Source organism: Bartonella acomydis (assembly GCF_039543025.1).
Lineage (GTDB): Bacteria > Pseudomonadota > Alphaproteobacteria > Rhizobiales > Rhizobiaceae > Bartonella > Bartonella acomydis.
On record NZ_BAABIY010000012.1, the window covers coordinates 145,951 to 160,692 of the forward strand.

Sequence of the window (14,742 nt, forward strand, 5' to 3'; positions counted from 1 at the left end):
AAAGACTAAAGAACAGCAAGATCAAAAAAGGGAAAATCACCGTGTTAAAACAACAAACACCAAAGACAAAAAGTCAAACGCAAATAGAACAAATGCTTTTTGCTCATACCGATAAAGAAGATATTATTTTTTACGAAAAGAAAGAACTTGAAAAGGCTACAAGCGCTGCTATTGAGGCTTTTAACCTCCATAAAGCAGGAAAAAGTACTATCTGCTTTGCACAAAATTTAACCCGCAACAACAAACCTATCACCGTTATAACGCTCGTTAACGATAACAAACCCTTCCTCCTTGATTCTATTTTAAATATCTTTAATCAGCATAAAAATCATATTTATTTGATTGCCCATCCTGTCCTTGATTGTGCCTCTGGACAACGCATTAGTCTGATGCAAATCCACATTGAGTCCTTGAACGAACAACAGACACAAAAACTTAAAAAGGAACTTACCTTAGTCCTTGAACAAGTCAATGCCGCAGTGCAAGATTGGCAGCCGATGCTTAAAGAAGTTAAAAAGCATATTCACGCCTATCAAACCAGTCTTCCACCTCATTACAAACAAGAAGGGGTAAAAGCCATTGAATTTCTCAATTGGTTAATGGACGATAATTTCATCTTTCTTGGCATGCGTACGTATAATTTTCTTAAAGACCAAGCGCCTACAAAATCCTTTACAGCCAGCGACATTGAACTGGGTATTCTCACCGATGCTTCTATTCGTATTATTGGTGATGCACAAATGGAAGAAGCATCCCAAGAAATCCTCTCCTTTATGGAAAGTAATAATCTGCTTATTGTTACAAAAGCCAATAGCCGTTCAAAGATTCACCGTTCTGTTTGGCTTGATTATATTGGTCTTAAAATCTTTGACAAAGCAGGGCACCTTAGTGGAGAATTGCGCATTGTAGGGCTTTTTAGCTCATCAGCTTACACTCGTTCTATTTTGCAAATCCCTTTTTTAAAAGAGAAGGCAAAAACCATCATTCAACGCCTCGGACATAATAGCGCTGATTACTCTGGAAAAGCCCTTATCAGTGTTTTAGAAACTTATCCAAGGGATGAAATGTTTCGCTCTAACATTGATACACTAACGGAAAATGCTAAACTTATTATGCAATTAGATGAGCGCCCTCGTTTGCGGGTGCTTGCCCACACGGATCCTTTTGGGCGCTTTGTTTCTATACTTGTCTATATACCGCGTGACCAATACAACAGTAACATTCGTGAAAAAATTGGTGAATATTTTGTTGAGCTCTACCAAGGTGATTTTTTTGAATCCTACCCTCTCTTTTTGGAAAGCACACTGACGCGTGTCTATTATATCATCCACCGAAAAGTCAATGAAAGCGTTCCCCTTATAGAGCGAGCCACACTTGAACAACATGTACGTTCTATCGCAAGAAGTTGGGAAGACAGTGTTCAAACCATAGCACTTGCCGGTAAAATAACTGAGAAACAAATGCGTTTGGCCGGACAATTTCCCAATAGTTATCGTGACCTTTTTTCAGCTGAAGATGCCCTTAAAGATGCAGGACACATTTTAAAGCTTCATGATAAAAAACCACTTTTTGTTACATTTTATCATACACACAATAAAGAAAAACACAGCATTTCCCTTCGGCTTTTTCACCACCACGAAGCGTTAGCTCTTTCCAAGCGTGTCCCACTTCTTGAAAATATGGGATTTCGCGTCATCGCTGAACAAACACTTGAATTACCAGATGGAAACGGACGCTCTGTATATCTCCATGATATGCAATTAGAAAGTGCTTTCCAAGCTTATATCGACTTCGATAAAAATGGTCAAAAGCTCGCTGAAACATTTGAAGCCATTTGGGCACAAGATGCTGATAATGATGCTTTTAATGCTTTAACGCAAACAGCTGAACTCAATTGGCGTGAAATTGTCATTTTGCGCCATTATGGACGCTATCTCCAACAAACAGGCATTCCTTATTCACAAGACCGCGTTGCCCAAACTTTAAATAGCTATCCTGATATTACGCAAGATCTTTACGCTCTGTTTCATTTAAAATTTCATCAAAACCATACAGAACAAGAAAGAGAAAAAAACCAACGAATCATTCAAAAGCGAATTGAAGAAAAATTACAGAAAGTCTCTGGTTTAGATGATGATCTCATCTTACGCCGTTATCGTAATCTTATTGATGCGAGTTTACGTACCAATGCCTTTACTCCTTTTTCCGATGGGAAACCGCGGCGTATTTTAGCCACCAAATTAGATCCACGCCAAATTGAAGGCTTGCCTGAACCACGCCCCTATCGAGAAATTTTTGTTTATGGACCAGAAGTAGAAGGAGTTCATTTACGCTTTGGACCTATCGCACGCGGAGGAATTCGTTGGTCTGATCGCGCACTTGATTATCGTACTGAAATACTTGGTTTAGTCAAAGCCCAACAGGTCAAAAATGCCGTTATTGTTCCTGTTGGTGCCAAAGGTGGATTTTATCCACACCGCCTTCCCCAAACGAATGATCGCGCCATAGTCATAGAAGCTGCACGACAAGCTTATATTGATTTTATTACAGCTCTGCTTTCCATTACTGACAATCTGGTTAGCGATAAAATCACTCCTCCTCATGACATCATCTGCCATGATGGTGATGACCCTTATTTTGTTGTTGCAGCAGACAAAGGTACCGCAACATTTTCTGATACAGCCAACAGCATCAGCCAAACAAACCACTTTTGGCTTGATGATGCTTTTGCTTCTGGAGGTTCAGCAGGCTATGACCACAAAGAAATTGCGATTACAGCCAAAGGTGTATGGGAAGCGGTTAAAAGACATTTCCGAGAATCCTTTAACCACGATATTCAAACGACACCTTTTACCTGTATTGGTGTTGGTGACATGTCTGGCGATGTTTTTGGCAATGGAATGCTGCTTTCCAAACAAACAAGGTTGATTGCTGCTTTTGATAACCACGATATTTTTATCGATCCGAATCCCAATATAGCTGAAAGCTACGCAGAACGTATGCGCCTTTTTAAACTTCCTAGTTCAAGTTGGCAAGATTACGACGAAACAAAATTATCAAACGGTGGTGGCATTTTTTCACGCAGCATGAAAACCATTACACTCTCCCACGAGGCAGCACAAGCTATTGGTTTTGAAAAACAAACAGGAACGCCTTTTGAAATTATCTCTGCAATTCTCAAAGCACCTGTTGATCTTTTATGGTTTGGTGGCATTGGTACTTATATCCGTGCAACCACAGAAACAGATGCCCAAGTAGGAGATCGAGCCAATGATGGACTACGCATTACCGGTGAACAAGTTCGTGCGAAAGTGATCGGTGAGGGAGCTAATCTTGGAGTTACACAACGTGGTCGAATTGAATATGTTTTAAACGGTGGGCGGTGCAATACAGATGCCATTGATAATTCGGCAGGTGTTAATTGTTCAGATGTTGAGGTCAATATCAAAATTGTTTTAGCATCTGCACTGCGTGCAAAAACGCTTACCCTAGAAGCACGCAATAAACTCTTGAAAAAAATGACCCCACAAATTGAACAATTAGTTTTGCGCAACAACTATTTGCAACCTATTGCTCTTTCTTTAGCTGAAAGCCAAAGCATTGTTGATTTACCTTATCAAATACGCTTTATGCACGATTTAGAACAGAAAAAGCGTCTCGATCGCAAAGTGGAAATGCTCCCTAATGACCAAATTTTGCGACAAAGAATGACGCAAGGTCAGGGACTTATACGTCCAGAACTCGCCGTTATTTTGGCATATGCGAAATTAACCTTAAAAGAAGAAATCGCTCACAGCCCTATTGTTGATGATCGTTATTTTGATGCAATCTTATTGCATTATTTCCCAACACAAATGCAAAGAGACTTTGCAAAAGAAATCATTCATCACCAGTTGCGTCGTAATATTATTGCAACAGTACTTGCCAATGATATTGTCAATCGTGGAGGTCCCACGTTTGTGAGTCGGCTACAAGATGCCACAGAACAAAAGGTTGAAAATATACTTCGCGTTTTCGTTGCATTATGTGATGGTTTTGAAATAGCGCAATTGTCTAATCAAATTGATAAACTTGATAATAAAATACCCGGTCTTGTACAAAACAAATTCTATGCAGTCATTACTTCAATGCTCTTTGAGACAACAAATTGGGGATTGCACAATATGGATCTCTCAACTCCATTAGAGGATCTTGTAAAAACAATAAAGCAAGCTCGTACTGTTATTGAAAAACTTCTTACACATTCCAATAATAAAGATATCAATCAAAAAATTAAAGAAAAAACGATACATTATAGCGAAGATGGAGCACCAAAATCTCTAGCAAAACAATTGGCTCTCTTGGAAGCTGCTTCAATAATTGGTGACATTTCTTTGATTGCGCAAAAAAGCAACAGCGATCTTATTACAACCGCAGAGATTTATTTTTCACTTGCTCAGGTCATTCGTATCAACCGCATAAACGAAGCAAGTAAAACAATTTCTGTTCTTGATTATTATGATAGTATGGCTCTAAGCCAAGCGAAAGAAAATATTACTGAAAGCTTACGACAAATTGTTATGAAAATCCTGAAAAATTATGGAAAAAAAGACAATCCTTTTACCACTTGGAGTAAAAGAGAAGAAAGCCACATTAACAATATAACAAATCGTATTAGTGCTCTTATTGAAAATGATCTCAATATTTCTCGCTTTACTTTTGCAGCTGGGTTAATTGCACAACTTCAAAACACCGGCTTTCAAACCTAAAAATGGCGCAAAACGGCTAAGTTTTAAAAATCCTAACTTTGTCCATTCATAATGGATGGACAAAGGTACAACAGGAGTGCAATCGGCACTTTTAGGCATAGCATCTTAAAAATCTTATTTTACCTCTCTGATTAGGGTAAATGTGCAACCACAGGCACATGAGCTTTCAAATCTAAAATGGCGCAAAACGGCCAAGTTTTAAAAATCCTAACTTTGTCCATCCATGATGAATGAACAAAGGTATAACAGGATAGCCATCGGCACTTTTAGGCATGGCACCAAGAACAAAAAATAAAGCCTGTAGATTGTTAGCTTGTTCAGGAAACAAGCGCTGCATGGTTGTAAGAAGTTCCATATGCTTAACAAAGACAAGTTCAAATTTTGCCGTCAAATATCCTTCATCATCAAAAGAAAAAGGCCCACTAACACGCAATGTACCACCTGTATGAAAAATCAATTCACCACGCTTTAAAAGCCCACTTTTACCATATAGGCGTTGTTTCCAACTGCCTCTACCATTTTCAAACAGATGAAACATATCATTGAAAATCCATTCCAAATTGCCATCAACTTTGGGAACTTCCACAAAGTAAGCAGCAAAAAACATAGAAGGATCAAAATCATCAAAAGTGATCTGCCCCGATAAATGATTTTTCTCGCGTTTCAGATCAAGGCGTAAAAATTCTGCTGTTATTTTTGGGGTTAAATTCTCTTGATTTAACACAGGTACAATCACATCTGGAGCATCTTTAAAAGATATTTTATCTCCAATATTTTCTTGAATTGTCTTTTTATTTTCCGTCTGTGATTGCGGTTTTTCTTGAAATTTTTGATCTTCGAAAGATGAAACTATAGGGGAAATTTCAAGCCCTTCAGCGATCAATTTAAATGTTTTATCCGTTTTCCGATAAGATTCTGTTTCAATCACCAAATTGCGCCAATATGATACGATAGGCGTTTTTCCATCAAAAATAATGGATACAGGAGAATGAATATGAAACTCTACTCCATAAGGTGCATAAATTGGTGCTTCTGCCGTCAAATATCCCGTCAACAAAGAAAGCTCATGTAAAGGCCAAGTTAACTGAAATTTATTACAAGCAACACCGATACGTAATGGATAACCACTCTTGTGAAGTTTCTCGCACACAACGCTCATATCATGGGCAGCTGCTTTTGCGAACAGACCGGCAACACGATCTTCTATTTTACGTGAAAAAAAAACCCACAATGCGCTATAAATAAGTACCAGAGCAAGACAAAAGAACCCACAAAACAAATAGCTTAAAGAAAAGCTTTTCCGTATTGATTTCAATGGAGAAGACATAGACACAATAAAAACTTTCCTTATTTTATGATTATAAAAATTTTTTAACTCTCATACGCTTGTGATGGATAGACAAAAATTTGTTGCAATGCATTTTCAAACCATTTGCTCAGAGCTTGATCATAGATTAAACGACCTTGCAAATGTGTAGAAGCGGGTTGAGCGCCTTTTTCCATAAGTTTGTCTGCCGAACGCACGACCAAACGCCGCATCATAGCCCGTGTAAATTCAGCGTGAAATTGTAAGCCCCATGCATTTTTTCCATAACGAAAAGCTTGTGTAGGATATGTATTACCTGTTGCCAAAAGCTCTGCTTCTTTAGGTAAATCATAAATACCTTCATCATGAAAATGATAGACCATTTGTGGCCAATTCATCACTTCTTTTCCTTTCATGGTCGCTTCCAGTGGATACCAACCAACTTCAACAGTCCCATCACTTCTTGTCCTAACCCCCCCCCCTAAATTTCGTGCTAACATTTGCGCTCCAAGACAAATACCCAAAAAAGGCTTATTTTCTTTCAGGGATAAAGAAATCCAATCAATTTCCTCACCAATATAGGCATCCTTGTCATTCACACTCATCGGTCCCCCTAAAATGACAACACCAGCATAATGCTTCAATGTATCCGGGAGTTTTTGTCCCAAAATAGGACGATAAATATCAAGAACAAAACCATTTTGTTGCAAAAACTTTCCCAAACGACCAGTATACGTAGAGCGCCGATGAATAACAACTGCAATCCTTGATTTACTCTTTCTTTGTTTTTGACCAATACACCTTTGACTTAAAAACATCTTTTAACCAATTAATTCTGTACCCAAGTAAAGTTCCATACTTTAAGTATAAGAAAATAATTTTGACGAACAATATTGACTATAATTTTACTTATTTAAATAAACGAAATTTCTTTTTCGATAAAGATGTTCTCTTATCTTCTATTTTAACTCCTGGATCATCAACATTTAAATGGGTTCTGCTGACTGTGTTCGTTTCTTGTTCTTTTATATTTTGTTTTTCTACCTGTACATCATACAAAAAAGAATCCTCTAAAGGAGGTAATTTTTCCAGTATCTTATCTTCAATATCGGCAGCTTTTCCCACAATATCTTCTTTATCTTGTTTTTTAGGCACAATATTGACAGCCTCTAATGTAATGGGAGGCATACATGGAGGGGCTTTCCATTCAAAACAGCCCAAACGGCCACTTATTGGAGAAATCACCGACCAAGAAGGAAAAATGGACCCCTCACACATCCACACCGGATCACGTTCAGCACGAAGTGCTAGAGAAAGCCATTGACGCACAGCCGCCTGATTATTGCCCTGTGCTTCTTCAATATCTGCCAATAATAAATAAACACTTTCCCGTTGATGATATTGCAAAGCTTTTTGTGCCTGTAATCTTGCTAATGCTATCTCTCCAGCATCCAAAGCAGCTTTAGCAATAAGAAAGGTTGCTGCAAATGTATCTTTATTGTAAGAAGCAAGTGTCTTAGCCTTTTTCAATCGCCCAACTGCTCCTTCTTCTCTTTCAAGATAAAGCGCACTCAAATCAGGATGAGGTTCTTTTTGCCAAGCTGTAATAATCATTTTATCAGCTTTACGTGTTTCATTTAACTTATAAAGCATATCAGCAGCAACAACTGTTATCGGAACAAAATCAGGCTCCAATTTATGTGCTTTCAAAATGGCTGCCCGCGCTTCTGCTGGATGTGTTTCAAACAACTGAAGCGCTTTCCCACAAAGCAGCAAAGCCTGTGTATGTTGACGCTCTAGAGTCGAGCGAACAGAGCGCGGTATAACTTTTTGCGCGCGTTCAAAAACAGTAAGTGCTTTATCCCACTGCCCGCTCATACTAAGTTGATCAAGCACCGCCCGATGTGCCCATACAAGTGCTGGTGATAAAGTCAGCGCTTCTTCTGCATATTGCTGCGCTGCTTCATAAGCTTTGCTTTTTACAGCTTCGCGAAATAAACCATAAAGCCCTGCCAATTTTGTTGATGTATTTTTTTTCATTTCTTCATAAAGACTGATGGCAGAAGCCGAATTATTTTGCAAAGATAAGGTTTGTGCTTGTAAGAGTTTTACCAATGGTTCACGTGACCCTGCAAGATATTTATCAACACGTGCTTTCATTTGTTGTGCCAAAACACTATCACCGGCAAACACCGCAAGAATTCCTTGTGAAAGCGCCTCATAACCGCGCCTTTTATGACGTTTATAAAAATAATTGGAAAAAGCACGAGGTACAGAAAAAAGTATAGAAAAAAACCACCATAAAAGTGTCAAAATTCCCAAAAACAAAATAAGGACGCTTAACACTGTAAGTAGTGAAGCAGAAAATCGAAAATGCAAAAATGTTAAAACTAAAACACCATTATGATTAGCAACCCAGCCAAACACTAAACCCAGCACACATACAACAAAACTATAAATAAAAACACGTATCATCTGGAGCCTATTTACATCTTTGTTGCCTTAAAAGATTCTTGTTGCACAGACATCAACAACTTCTGCAACAACTGATGAACAGCAATATATGTTTCAAGCAGACGAACAAAATCTGCTGAAACATCTCTTGCATTTTGGGGCAATGTTCGCCATTCACTCAAAGCCTTTTGGTAATCACCCATCTGAATGGCCACTTCCATCCGCGCCGCAATTGCCCCCAATGTCATACCTTCAATATTTCCAATCGGACGCGAAACAATAAGACCTTTTACCCATGCTAAAATCCGTTGAAAAAAACCAGCATTTTGTGAAACACTATTTTGTGTTGCAACGATTTCATCCGCAACGCGAGCAAAATCTGCTGCAAGTTGTGCTGAACTTGGCAGCCCCACGATAGCTGTTTTTTGTAACAAATCAAGCCCATCAATCGAAGGCGATAATTGCTGTAACAGCTTTAATTCATCACGATAAGATCCACCACGCTCTACAGCATTTTTTAGGGAACTGATCGCAGTAAACAATGCAATATTTATTTCTTGTTTTTCATCTTCTTTCGCCGCAATTTCTTTTGCCGCCACAATTTCTTCTTGCATAGTTTCCAGCTGTTTTTTCAAGAGAGCAAGAGCATTTGCATTGGTTTGTCCTGCCACTAAAGCCTTTTCTGTTTCTTTTGAAGCATCAACAAAAGCTTGCACAGACGTTTCAAGATCATTTACTTTTTTCTCTAAAGAAGCAACAGCTTTTCTAATATATTCTTGCACTTCTTCATCATTGTGAATTGTTTTCACCTGTTGTGAAGAAAAAGAAGCAAATTCTGCTTTCAACGTCTCAATTTCTTGCAATATACGTCCCAAATGCTTGCCTGTCTTTTCACTTTGATTTTTTGCAATTTCTGCAATTTGCAAAGCTTTTTCCTCTCCCACATTGTTTTCCATTAAAGAAAAAGGAAGCATGCTCGCCCATTGCAGCCCTATCAAAACACCTAAAGCGATAAAGCCACCTAAAATTCCTGAAATAAACGAGTAAAAGCAGGTCCTATAAGACATGCATTGTTTTTGCTTACTTTTCTCATTCTGTTCTTCTTTCACATCCGATCCTGCTAGATTTTGTGTTATTTGTTCTGAATCATGATTTACAATTTCATGTTTAATCACTAGCGCTTTACGGCGCGTACCAGCGTAATGTGATTTAGCTTTTGGTTTTGAAGAATCTACCATCTTAGTTACTTTTTGTGCACATTTTTTCTTATTGATAAAATAACAAAATGAAAAAATCTTTAAAAAATAAAGACTTTCTCAAAGAGCATAGCGTATTTTAAATCTTTTTTATAAAGCTTATCACTTCAGTGAAATTTTCAACACTGTATTTTTATCGAGCACTGTTAAACCTATATACTTTAAATAAATAATATTTTGCAAACATATTACCATTTATACTAAAAAATACAGCTTCATTTTGAATCAAAAGCTCAATTATATTAAAAGCATGTGTTAAAATGCATTTTTTCACAAAGAAATTAATTTCTAGGGGCATTCTTTGCATCTTTGCCTGTCCGTGCTACCCACAAAAGAAAAAGAATCTTTAACACAAGGTATTGTTTGAAATGCGCCTGTTAGGAATAGAAACAAGTTGCGATGAAACTGCTGCTGCTGTTGTTGAATACAACAACGCTGAAAACAGTAAGATTCTTTCCAATATTGTTTGGAGCCAAATTGATCATCATGCCCCCTATGGTGGTGTTGTTCCTGAAATTGCCGCTCGTGCCCATGTTGAAATTCTCGATAGTCTCATTCTAAAAGCACTCACAGACGCAAACACAAAATTGAAAGACATTGATGCCATTGCAGCCACCTGTGGCCCCGGTCTAATAGGAGGGCTTTTGGTAGGCGTTATGAGTGCAAAAGCACTTTCTCTTGCTATGGAAAAACCTTTTATTGCCGTAAATCATCTGGAGGGTCATGCATTAACAGCCATGCTAACGCATAATGTTCAATGTCCTTATTTATTACTGTTAGTCTCAGGTGGTCATACACAAACAATCCTTGTTCACGAAGTAGGCAACTACCAACGTTTAGGAACAACCATTGACGATGCCTTGGGCGAAGCTTTTGATAAAACAGCAAAACTCTTAGGTCTTCCTTATCCTGGAGGTCCAGCACTTGAAAAAGCTGCCCTTTTAGGTGATAAAAATCGCATTCCCCTTCCACGACCTTTAAAAGGAGAAAAGCGGTTAGATTTTTCTTTTTCCGGTCTTAAAACTGCTGTTCGGCAAGCAGCAACAGCTATGGCTCCTCTTACAGAAAACGATGTTGCTGACATTGCGGCAGGCTTTCAAGCAGCCGTTACCGATACGCTTCATGATCGTGTACATTTGGCTCTACAACATTTTAGCCACCAATATCCCCTCTCTTATAATCCAGGATATCGTCCTCCTGCTTTAGTTGTAGCAGGTGGAGTTGCCGCTAACCAAGCCATTCGCTTGACATTACAAGAACTCGCCCATCAACATGGTTTTGAATTTATAGCTCCTCCCCTTTCCTTATGTACCGATAACGCGGCAATGATTGCTTTTGCTGGTGCCCAAAAACTTGCACGGGGAGAAACAAGCCCTCTCGATATTGCCCCTCGCTCACGCTGGCCATTGGATGAAAAATCCGCACCTCTCATCGGAATGGGACGCCGTGGAACAAAAGCATAACAAAAAGAAATTATTCCTTATCTGTTCTACAAAAGAGCAATCACCATTATTTAACATCTTATCTGTCAACTCTTAGTTATTGGAAATTTTAAATTTCTAAGACAAAATTACATTATCTTTTCAATGCAAAGCAATCATAGACAGCACTTTTTAGATCAAGGTTTAAAAGAACCAAACTTGTCATGCTAAGGTGTACACTTTAAGCGTATACTGCAATTCGCACACCTATCTTCTTTCCTAAAGGCAAGAAAAAAACAAAGCTCCCTAATACAATTAATCCCCTTAATGCCATTTATGAAACTTTACTCTAGCGCATTATCTACATCAATACGATGATTTCTAAAAAAGAACAAAAAATCGATCCTGTGCACTCTTGACTTCATTTTAAAAGAAAAATCATAGTTGGAATACTCTATAAAAATGCATATAAAAAAGACCTGTGGTATGTGAAATACATTCACGATCCATTGATAAGGAGAACACATGGCTTATTGGCTTTTTAAATCTGAGCCCCATAAATGGTCATGGGATATGCAGAAAAAAAAAGGTGTAGAAGGTGAACAATGGGATGGTGTACGCAATTATCAAGCCCGTAACAATATGCGTGCCATGAAATATGGTGATAAAGGTTTTTTTTATCACTCTAATAAAGGATTAGAAATTGTTGGTATTGTAGAAGTCTGTGCGCAAGCACATCCTGATTCTACCACTTCTGATCCACGCTGGGAATGTGTAGATATTCGTGCAGTTTGTGATATGCCAACTCCTGTTTCATTAAAACAGATTAAAGCCAATCCCAAACTGAAAAATATGGTATTGGTCAATGCCAGTCGCTTATCAGTCCAACCAGTAACAGAAGATGAATGGCAAGAGGTTTGTTTAATGGGCAACCTTAAATAAGGAAATGCTTTTAGCTTAACACAATAATTTTTGTCTATCTGCTTATCTATGGCAAAAGACGTTCCATATCACAACGGGCAAGTGCAATATACTCTTCTGTTGGCAGACTATTCTCCCGTGCTAAATGCATCAATATGGCACTCCTCTTGCCATTTTTATTCAGTAATATTCCAATCCAAAACCACAACAATTTCATAAAGCCTACCTTCACGCTGCATTTTTTCGGCACTGTTAACATAAGTGAAGACGTAGCAAACGACTATAATTGGTATCATCACACACATCACCCTAACCATCTCGCAATCGAATACAATGAAAAGACAAAGTAGAACGTGGCAAAAAACGATAAGAATTGCCACAAAATCCACTCAAACAACGCATATGTGCTAAAGATGTGCACCGTCTCCTTCACGCTTAAAAGTAGAAATACCAGCCCGCCCCAGAACACAAAAAGATGATTTTGACCAATGCACAAAGTACCTCACTCCGCATGATGATCTGCCTGTCGACGAACAATCTTAGAAGCAACGAAAGTTTGTTTTTTAGAGGTTTTCTTTTTCAATTTTCCTTGCATGAAATCTCATTTTTCATGAAACTATTTTTCACCTCTTTTTGCACTAAGATATCTTATAAGGAAAAAAATGACCCATTATACCCTTTTAATTGTGGAAGCAGACAATGATTTACGCCCTATTTTGGTAGAACAATTGCAAATACATAAGGAATTTGAAATACTCCAAGTAAAGACAGCGAAAGCAGGAATAACGATAACCCAAACAAATAATGTTGATCTGGCTATTTTTGGACTTCAGCTGCCTGACATTGATGGTCATGAAGCTGTTAAAAAATTACGCTCCCAAGGATTTCGTGCTCCCATTATCATGATCACCAATCATGATACAGACTGCGATACCCTTTTAAATCTTGAAACAGGTGCCAATGATTATGTCAAAAAGCCCTTTCGCTTTGCAGTGTTATTGGCACGAATCCGCGTCCAATTGCGCCAATATGAACAAAATGACGATGCAATCTTTCACATTGGTTCCTATATTTTTACACCTCGACAAAAGCTCCTTATTGATCAACACAACAACAAAATTCGCCTGACAGAAAAAGAAGCAGCAATTCTTAAATACCTTTATCACTCTCATGATCAAATGGTGAATCGTGAAACACTATTGGAACAAATTTGGGGCTACAATGAAAATATTGTCACCCATACCTTAGAAACCCACATCTATCGTTTACGACAAAAAATTGAAAAAGACCCCTCCAATGCACAAATTCTCATTACTGATCAAAATGGCTACCGTTTAAATCTTTAAACTTCCCCAATAGGAACTGCTAAAAAACGATTGTAATGCCTGCAAGCCTTTTGAAATACAATTTTGATTTGCTAAGATAATTTATCACTTTGTAATTTCAATGAACCATGTTAGATAAAATAAGCTTGCTCACTGCAGACACATCTGAGAAAATATTTTGCTTGTACATCAACAAAATTGACACAGAGATAAAAACCATTTGAAACAAGGTTACAATATCCTCTTATCTACCCATGCAAAAGTAATAACAACATTGTAAGCTAGCAAAAAAATAGTTCCTCACGGATCCTTATATTCCTCATAGATGCTGACGTAAGATAGAATTGGAAACAAGCTGAGGAGAGCTTTCATAAGCTTGGGGTGACAAAGCAGGAATAAAAACACGCCGCGATTGACGACGCTGTACAAGCAAGCCTTGATAAACACGTTTCTGTGCTTGACACATTAAGAGTCCACCAAAATAAGGCAAAAGATTACGTGCAAATGGCTCATAAAAAAATGAGAATAACCGCGAAATACAACCTGAAGAAGGTGTATAATATACAATTTCTTGCACGGGCTCAGCAATAAAATTTGTTTTTTCAAACAAACGAGCAATCTGTTGCCGACTATAAGGTTCGCCATAACCAAAGGGTGTAGAAGCATTACGTGCCCAAAAACCGGAACGATTAGGAACAATAACAATCAAACTACCATTGGGAGCTAAAATGCGCCATATTTCATTGAGTGTTTCGAAGGAATTTTCTGTATATTCAAGCGCATGCACCAATAAAACACAATCAACAGAAGCATCAGGAAGCGGCAAATCTTCTTCAAAAACAAGTGCTGTAGCGACGTTTTCAGCACAAGGCCAAGGCGAAGCACCCTGAGCAGCTGGCATAAAAGCAAAACATTGTTGTGCCCGTGTACGCAACACCGAAAGATAAGGAAGGGCATAGCCAAAACCCATCACCCGTTTATCAGCAAGATCAGGCCACCATAAATTTAATTGGTCAGACAATGTTGCCTGCACGCGCAGTCCAAGGGTCGAAGCATAAAAATCTCTCAGAGTGACTATATCCAACGCAACATACCGTTTTAGAAAAAAGCTTTAAATATTACAGGCTTTCATATATCTCATTTATATGGATTTTTGCCATTTCAGCACAATAGGGAATATTTCATATTTTAAACGCAAATCACAAAAAAACATACAAAATATTTTTATAGTTGCTTCAAACAAGCACTTTAAATGACAATTTTATTTTTAAATTTTTCGCTCTATAAAGCTTCTAATGCACTCTTTTTACA

General features: G+C 38.1%; 11 protein-coding genes. 4 read left to right on the top strand and 7 right to left on the bottom strand.

Features of this window, described 5'->3' with window-relative positions; all coding sequences use genetic code 11:
* The first annotated feature begins 41 nt into the window (after nucleotides 1-41).
* Nucleotides 42-4,748, top strand: coding sequence for an NAD-glutamate dehydrogenase (locus ABD909_RS02555; RefSeq protein ID WP_345096400.1), 4,707 nt, complete (start codon nucleotides 42-44; stop codon nucleotides 4,746-4,748).
* A 172-nt stretch (nucleotides 4,749-4,920) separates the two neighbouring features.
* Here ABD909_RS02555 and ABD909_RS02560 read toward each other — a convergent pair whose 3' ends face one another.
* The 4 genes from ABD909_RS02560 to ABD909_RS02575 all read right to left on the bottom strand — a co-directional run bounded on the left by ABD909_RS02560 (nucleotide 4,921) and on the right by ABD909_RS02575 (nucleotide 9,746).
* On the bottom strand, nucleotides 4,921-6,075 hold the full coding sequence (locus ABD909_RS02560; protein WP_345096578.1) for a DUF2125 domain-containing protein: 1,155 nt from the start codon (nucleotides 6,073-6,075) through the stop codon (nucleotides 4,921-4,923).
* A 44-nt stretch (nucleotides 6,076-6,119) separates the two neighbouring features.
* Nucleotides 6,120-6,872 carry a glutamine amidotransferase gene (locus tag ABD909_RS02565; protein ID WP_345096401.1) on the bottom strand — a complete coding sequence of 251 codons (753 nt, stop codon included), beginning with the start codon at nucleotides 6,870-6,872 and terminating at the stop codon, nucleotides 6,120-6,122.
* A 91-nt stretch (nucleotides 6,873-6,963) separates the two neighbouring features.
* Nucleotides 6,964-8,529 carry a heme biosynthesis protein HemY gene (locus ABD909_RS02570; RefSeq protein ID WP_345096402.1) on the bottom strand — a complete coding sequence of 522 codons (1,566 nt, stop codon included), beginning with the start codon at nucleotides 8,527-8,529 and terminating at the stop codon, nucleotides 6,964-6,966.
* A gap of 11 nt (nucleotides 8,530-8,540) precedes the next feature.
* A complete protein-coding gene (locus ABD909_RS02575; protein WP_345096403.1) occupies nucleotides 8,541-9,746 on the bottom strand; it encodes a COG4223 family protein in 1,206 nt (401 codons plus the stop codon).
* A gap of 386 nt (nucleotides 9,747-10,132) precedes the next feature.
* Here ABD909_RS02575 and tsaD point away from each other — a divergent pair, with 386 nt between their 5' ends.
* Nucleotides 10,133-11,227 carry a tRNA (adenosine(37)-N6)-threonylcarbamoyltransferase complex transferase subunit TsaD gene (tsaD, locus tag ABD909_RS02580; RefSeq protein ID WP_345096404.1) on the top strand — a complete coding sequence of 365 codons (1,095 nt, stop codon included), beginning with the start codon at nucleotides 10,133-10,135 and terminating at the stop codon, nucleotides 11,225-11,227.
* Nucleotides 11,228-11,710: 483 nt separating this feature from the next.
* Nucleotides 11,711-12,127 carry an EVE domain-containing protein gene (locus tag ABD909_RS02585; protein ID WP_345096405.1) on the top strand — a complete coding sequence of 139 codons (417 nt, stop codon included), beginning with the start codon at nucleotides 11,711-11,713 and terminating at the stop codon, nucleotides 12,125-12,127.
* Between the two features lie 46 nt (nucleotides 12,128-12,173).
* Here the strand turns inward: ABD909_RS02585 and ABD909_RS02590 are convergent, their stop codons facing one another.
* On the bottom strand, nucleotides 12,174-12,323 hold the full coding sequence (locus tag ABD909_RS02590) for a hypothetical protein (RefSeq protein ID WP_345096406.1): 150 nt from the start codon (nucleotides 12,321-12,323) through the stop codon (nucleotides 12,174-12,176).
* Nucleotides 12,283-12,405, bottom strand: coding sequence for a hypothetical protein (locus ABD909_RS02595; RefSeq protein ID WP_345096407.1), 123 nt, complete (start codon nucleotides 12,403-12,405; stop codon nucleotides 12,283-12,285). Before ABD909_RS02595 ends, ABD909_RS02590 begins: the two co-directional genes overlap by 41 nt.
* Nucleotides 12,406-12,768: 363 nt before the next feature.
* Between ABD909_RS02595 and ABD909_RS02600 the strand changes: the two genes are divergently transcribed.
* Nucleotides 12,769-13,452 carry a response regulator transcription factor gene (locus ABD909_RS02600; protein ID WP_345096408.1) on the top strand — a complete coding sequence of 228 codons (684 nt, stop codon included), beginning with the start codon at nucleotides 12,769-12,771 and terminating at the stop codon, nucleotides 13,450-13,452.
* Nucleotides 13,453-13,750: 298 nt separating this feature from the next.
* On the opposite strand, the gene ABD909_RS02605 is transcribed toward ABD909_RS02600, so the two are convergent.
* Nucleotides 13,751-14,515 (bottom strand): class I SAM-dependent methyltransferase, encoded by a 765-nt coding sequence (locus ABD909_RS02605; RefSeq protein ID WP_345096409.1) that lies wholly within the window; start codon nucleotides 14,513-14,515, stop codon nucleotides 13,751-13,753.
* Nucleotides 14,516-14,742: the final 227 nt, after the last annotated feature.

Coding starts and splice junctions, on each gene's coding strand:
- ABD909_RS02560 (WP_345096578.1), bottom strand. CDS start 6,075: ATGTCTTCTCCATTGAAATCAATACGGAAAAGCTTTTCTTTAAGCTAT.
- ABD909_RS02565 (WP_345096401.1), bottom strand. CDS start 6,872: ATGTTTTTAAGTCAAAGGTGTATTGGTCAAAAACAAAGAAAGAGTAAA.
- ABD909_RS02570 (WP_345096402.1), bottom strand. CDS start 8,529: ATGATACGTGTTTTTATTTATAGTTTTGTTGTATGTGTGCTGGGTTTA.
- ABD909_RS02575 (WP_345096403.1), bottom strand. CDS start 9,746: ATGGTAGATTCTTCAAAACCAAAAGCTAAATCACATTACGCTGGTACG.
- tsaD (WP_345096404.1), top strand. CDS start 10,133: ATGCGCCTGTTAGGAATAGAAACAAGTTGCGATGAAACTGCTGCTGCT.
- ABD909_RS02585 (WP_345096405.1), top strand. CDS start 11,711: ATGGCTTATTGGCTTTTTAAATCTGAGCCCCATAAATGGTCATGGGAT.
- ABD909_RS02590 (WP_345096406.1), bottom strand. CDS start 12,323: ATGAAATTGTTGTGGTTTTGGATTGGAATATTACTGAATAAAAATGGC.
- ABD909_RS02600 (WP_345096408.1), top strand. CDS start 12,769: ATGACCCATTATACCCTTTTAATTGTGGAAGCAGACAATGATTTACGC.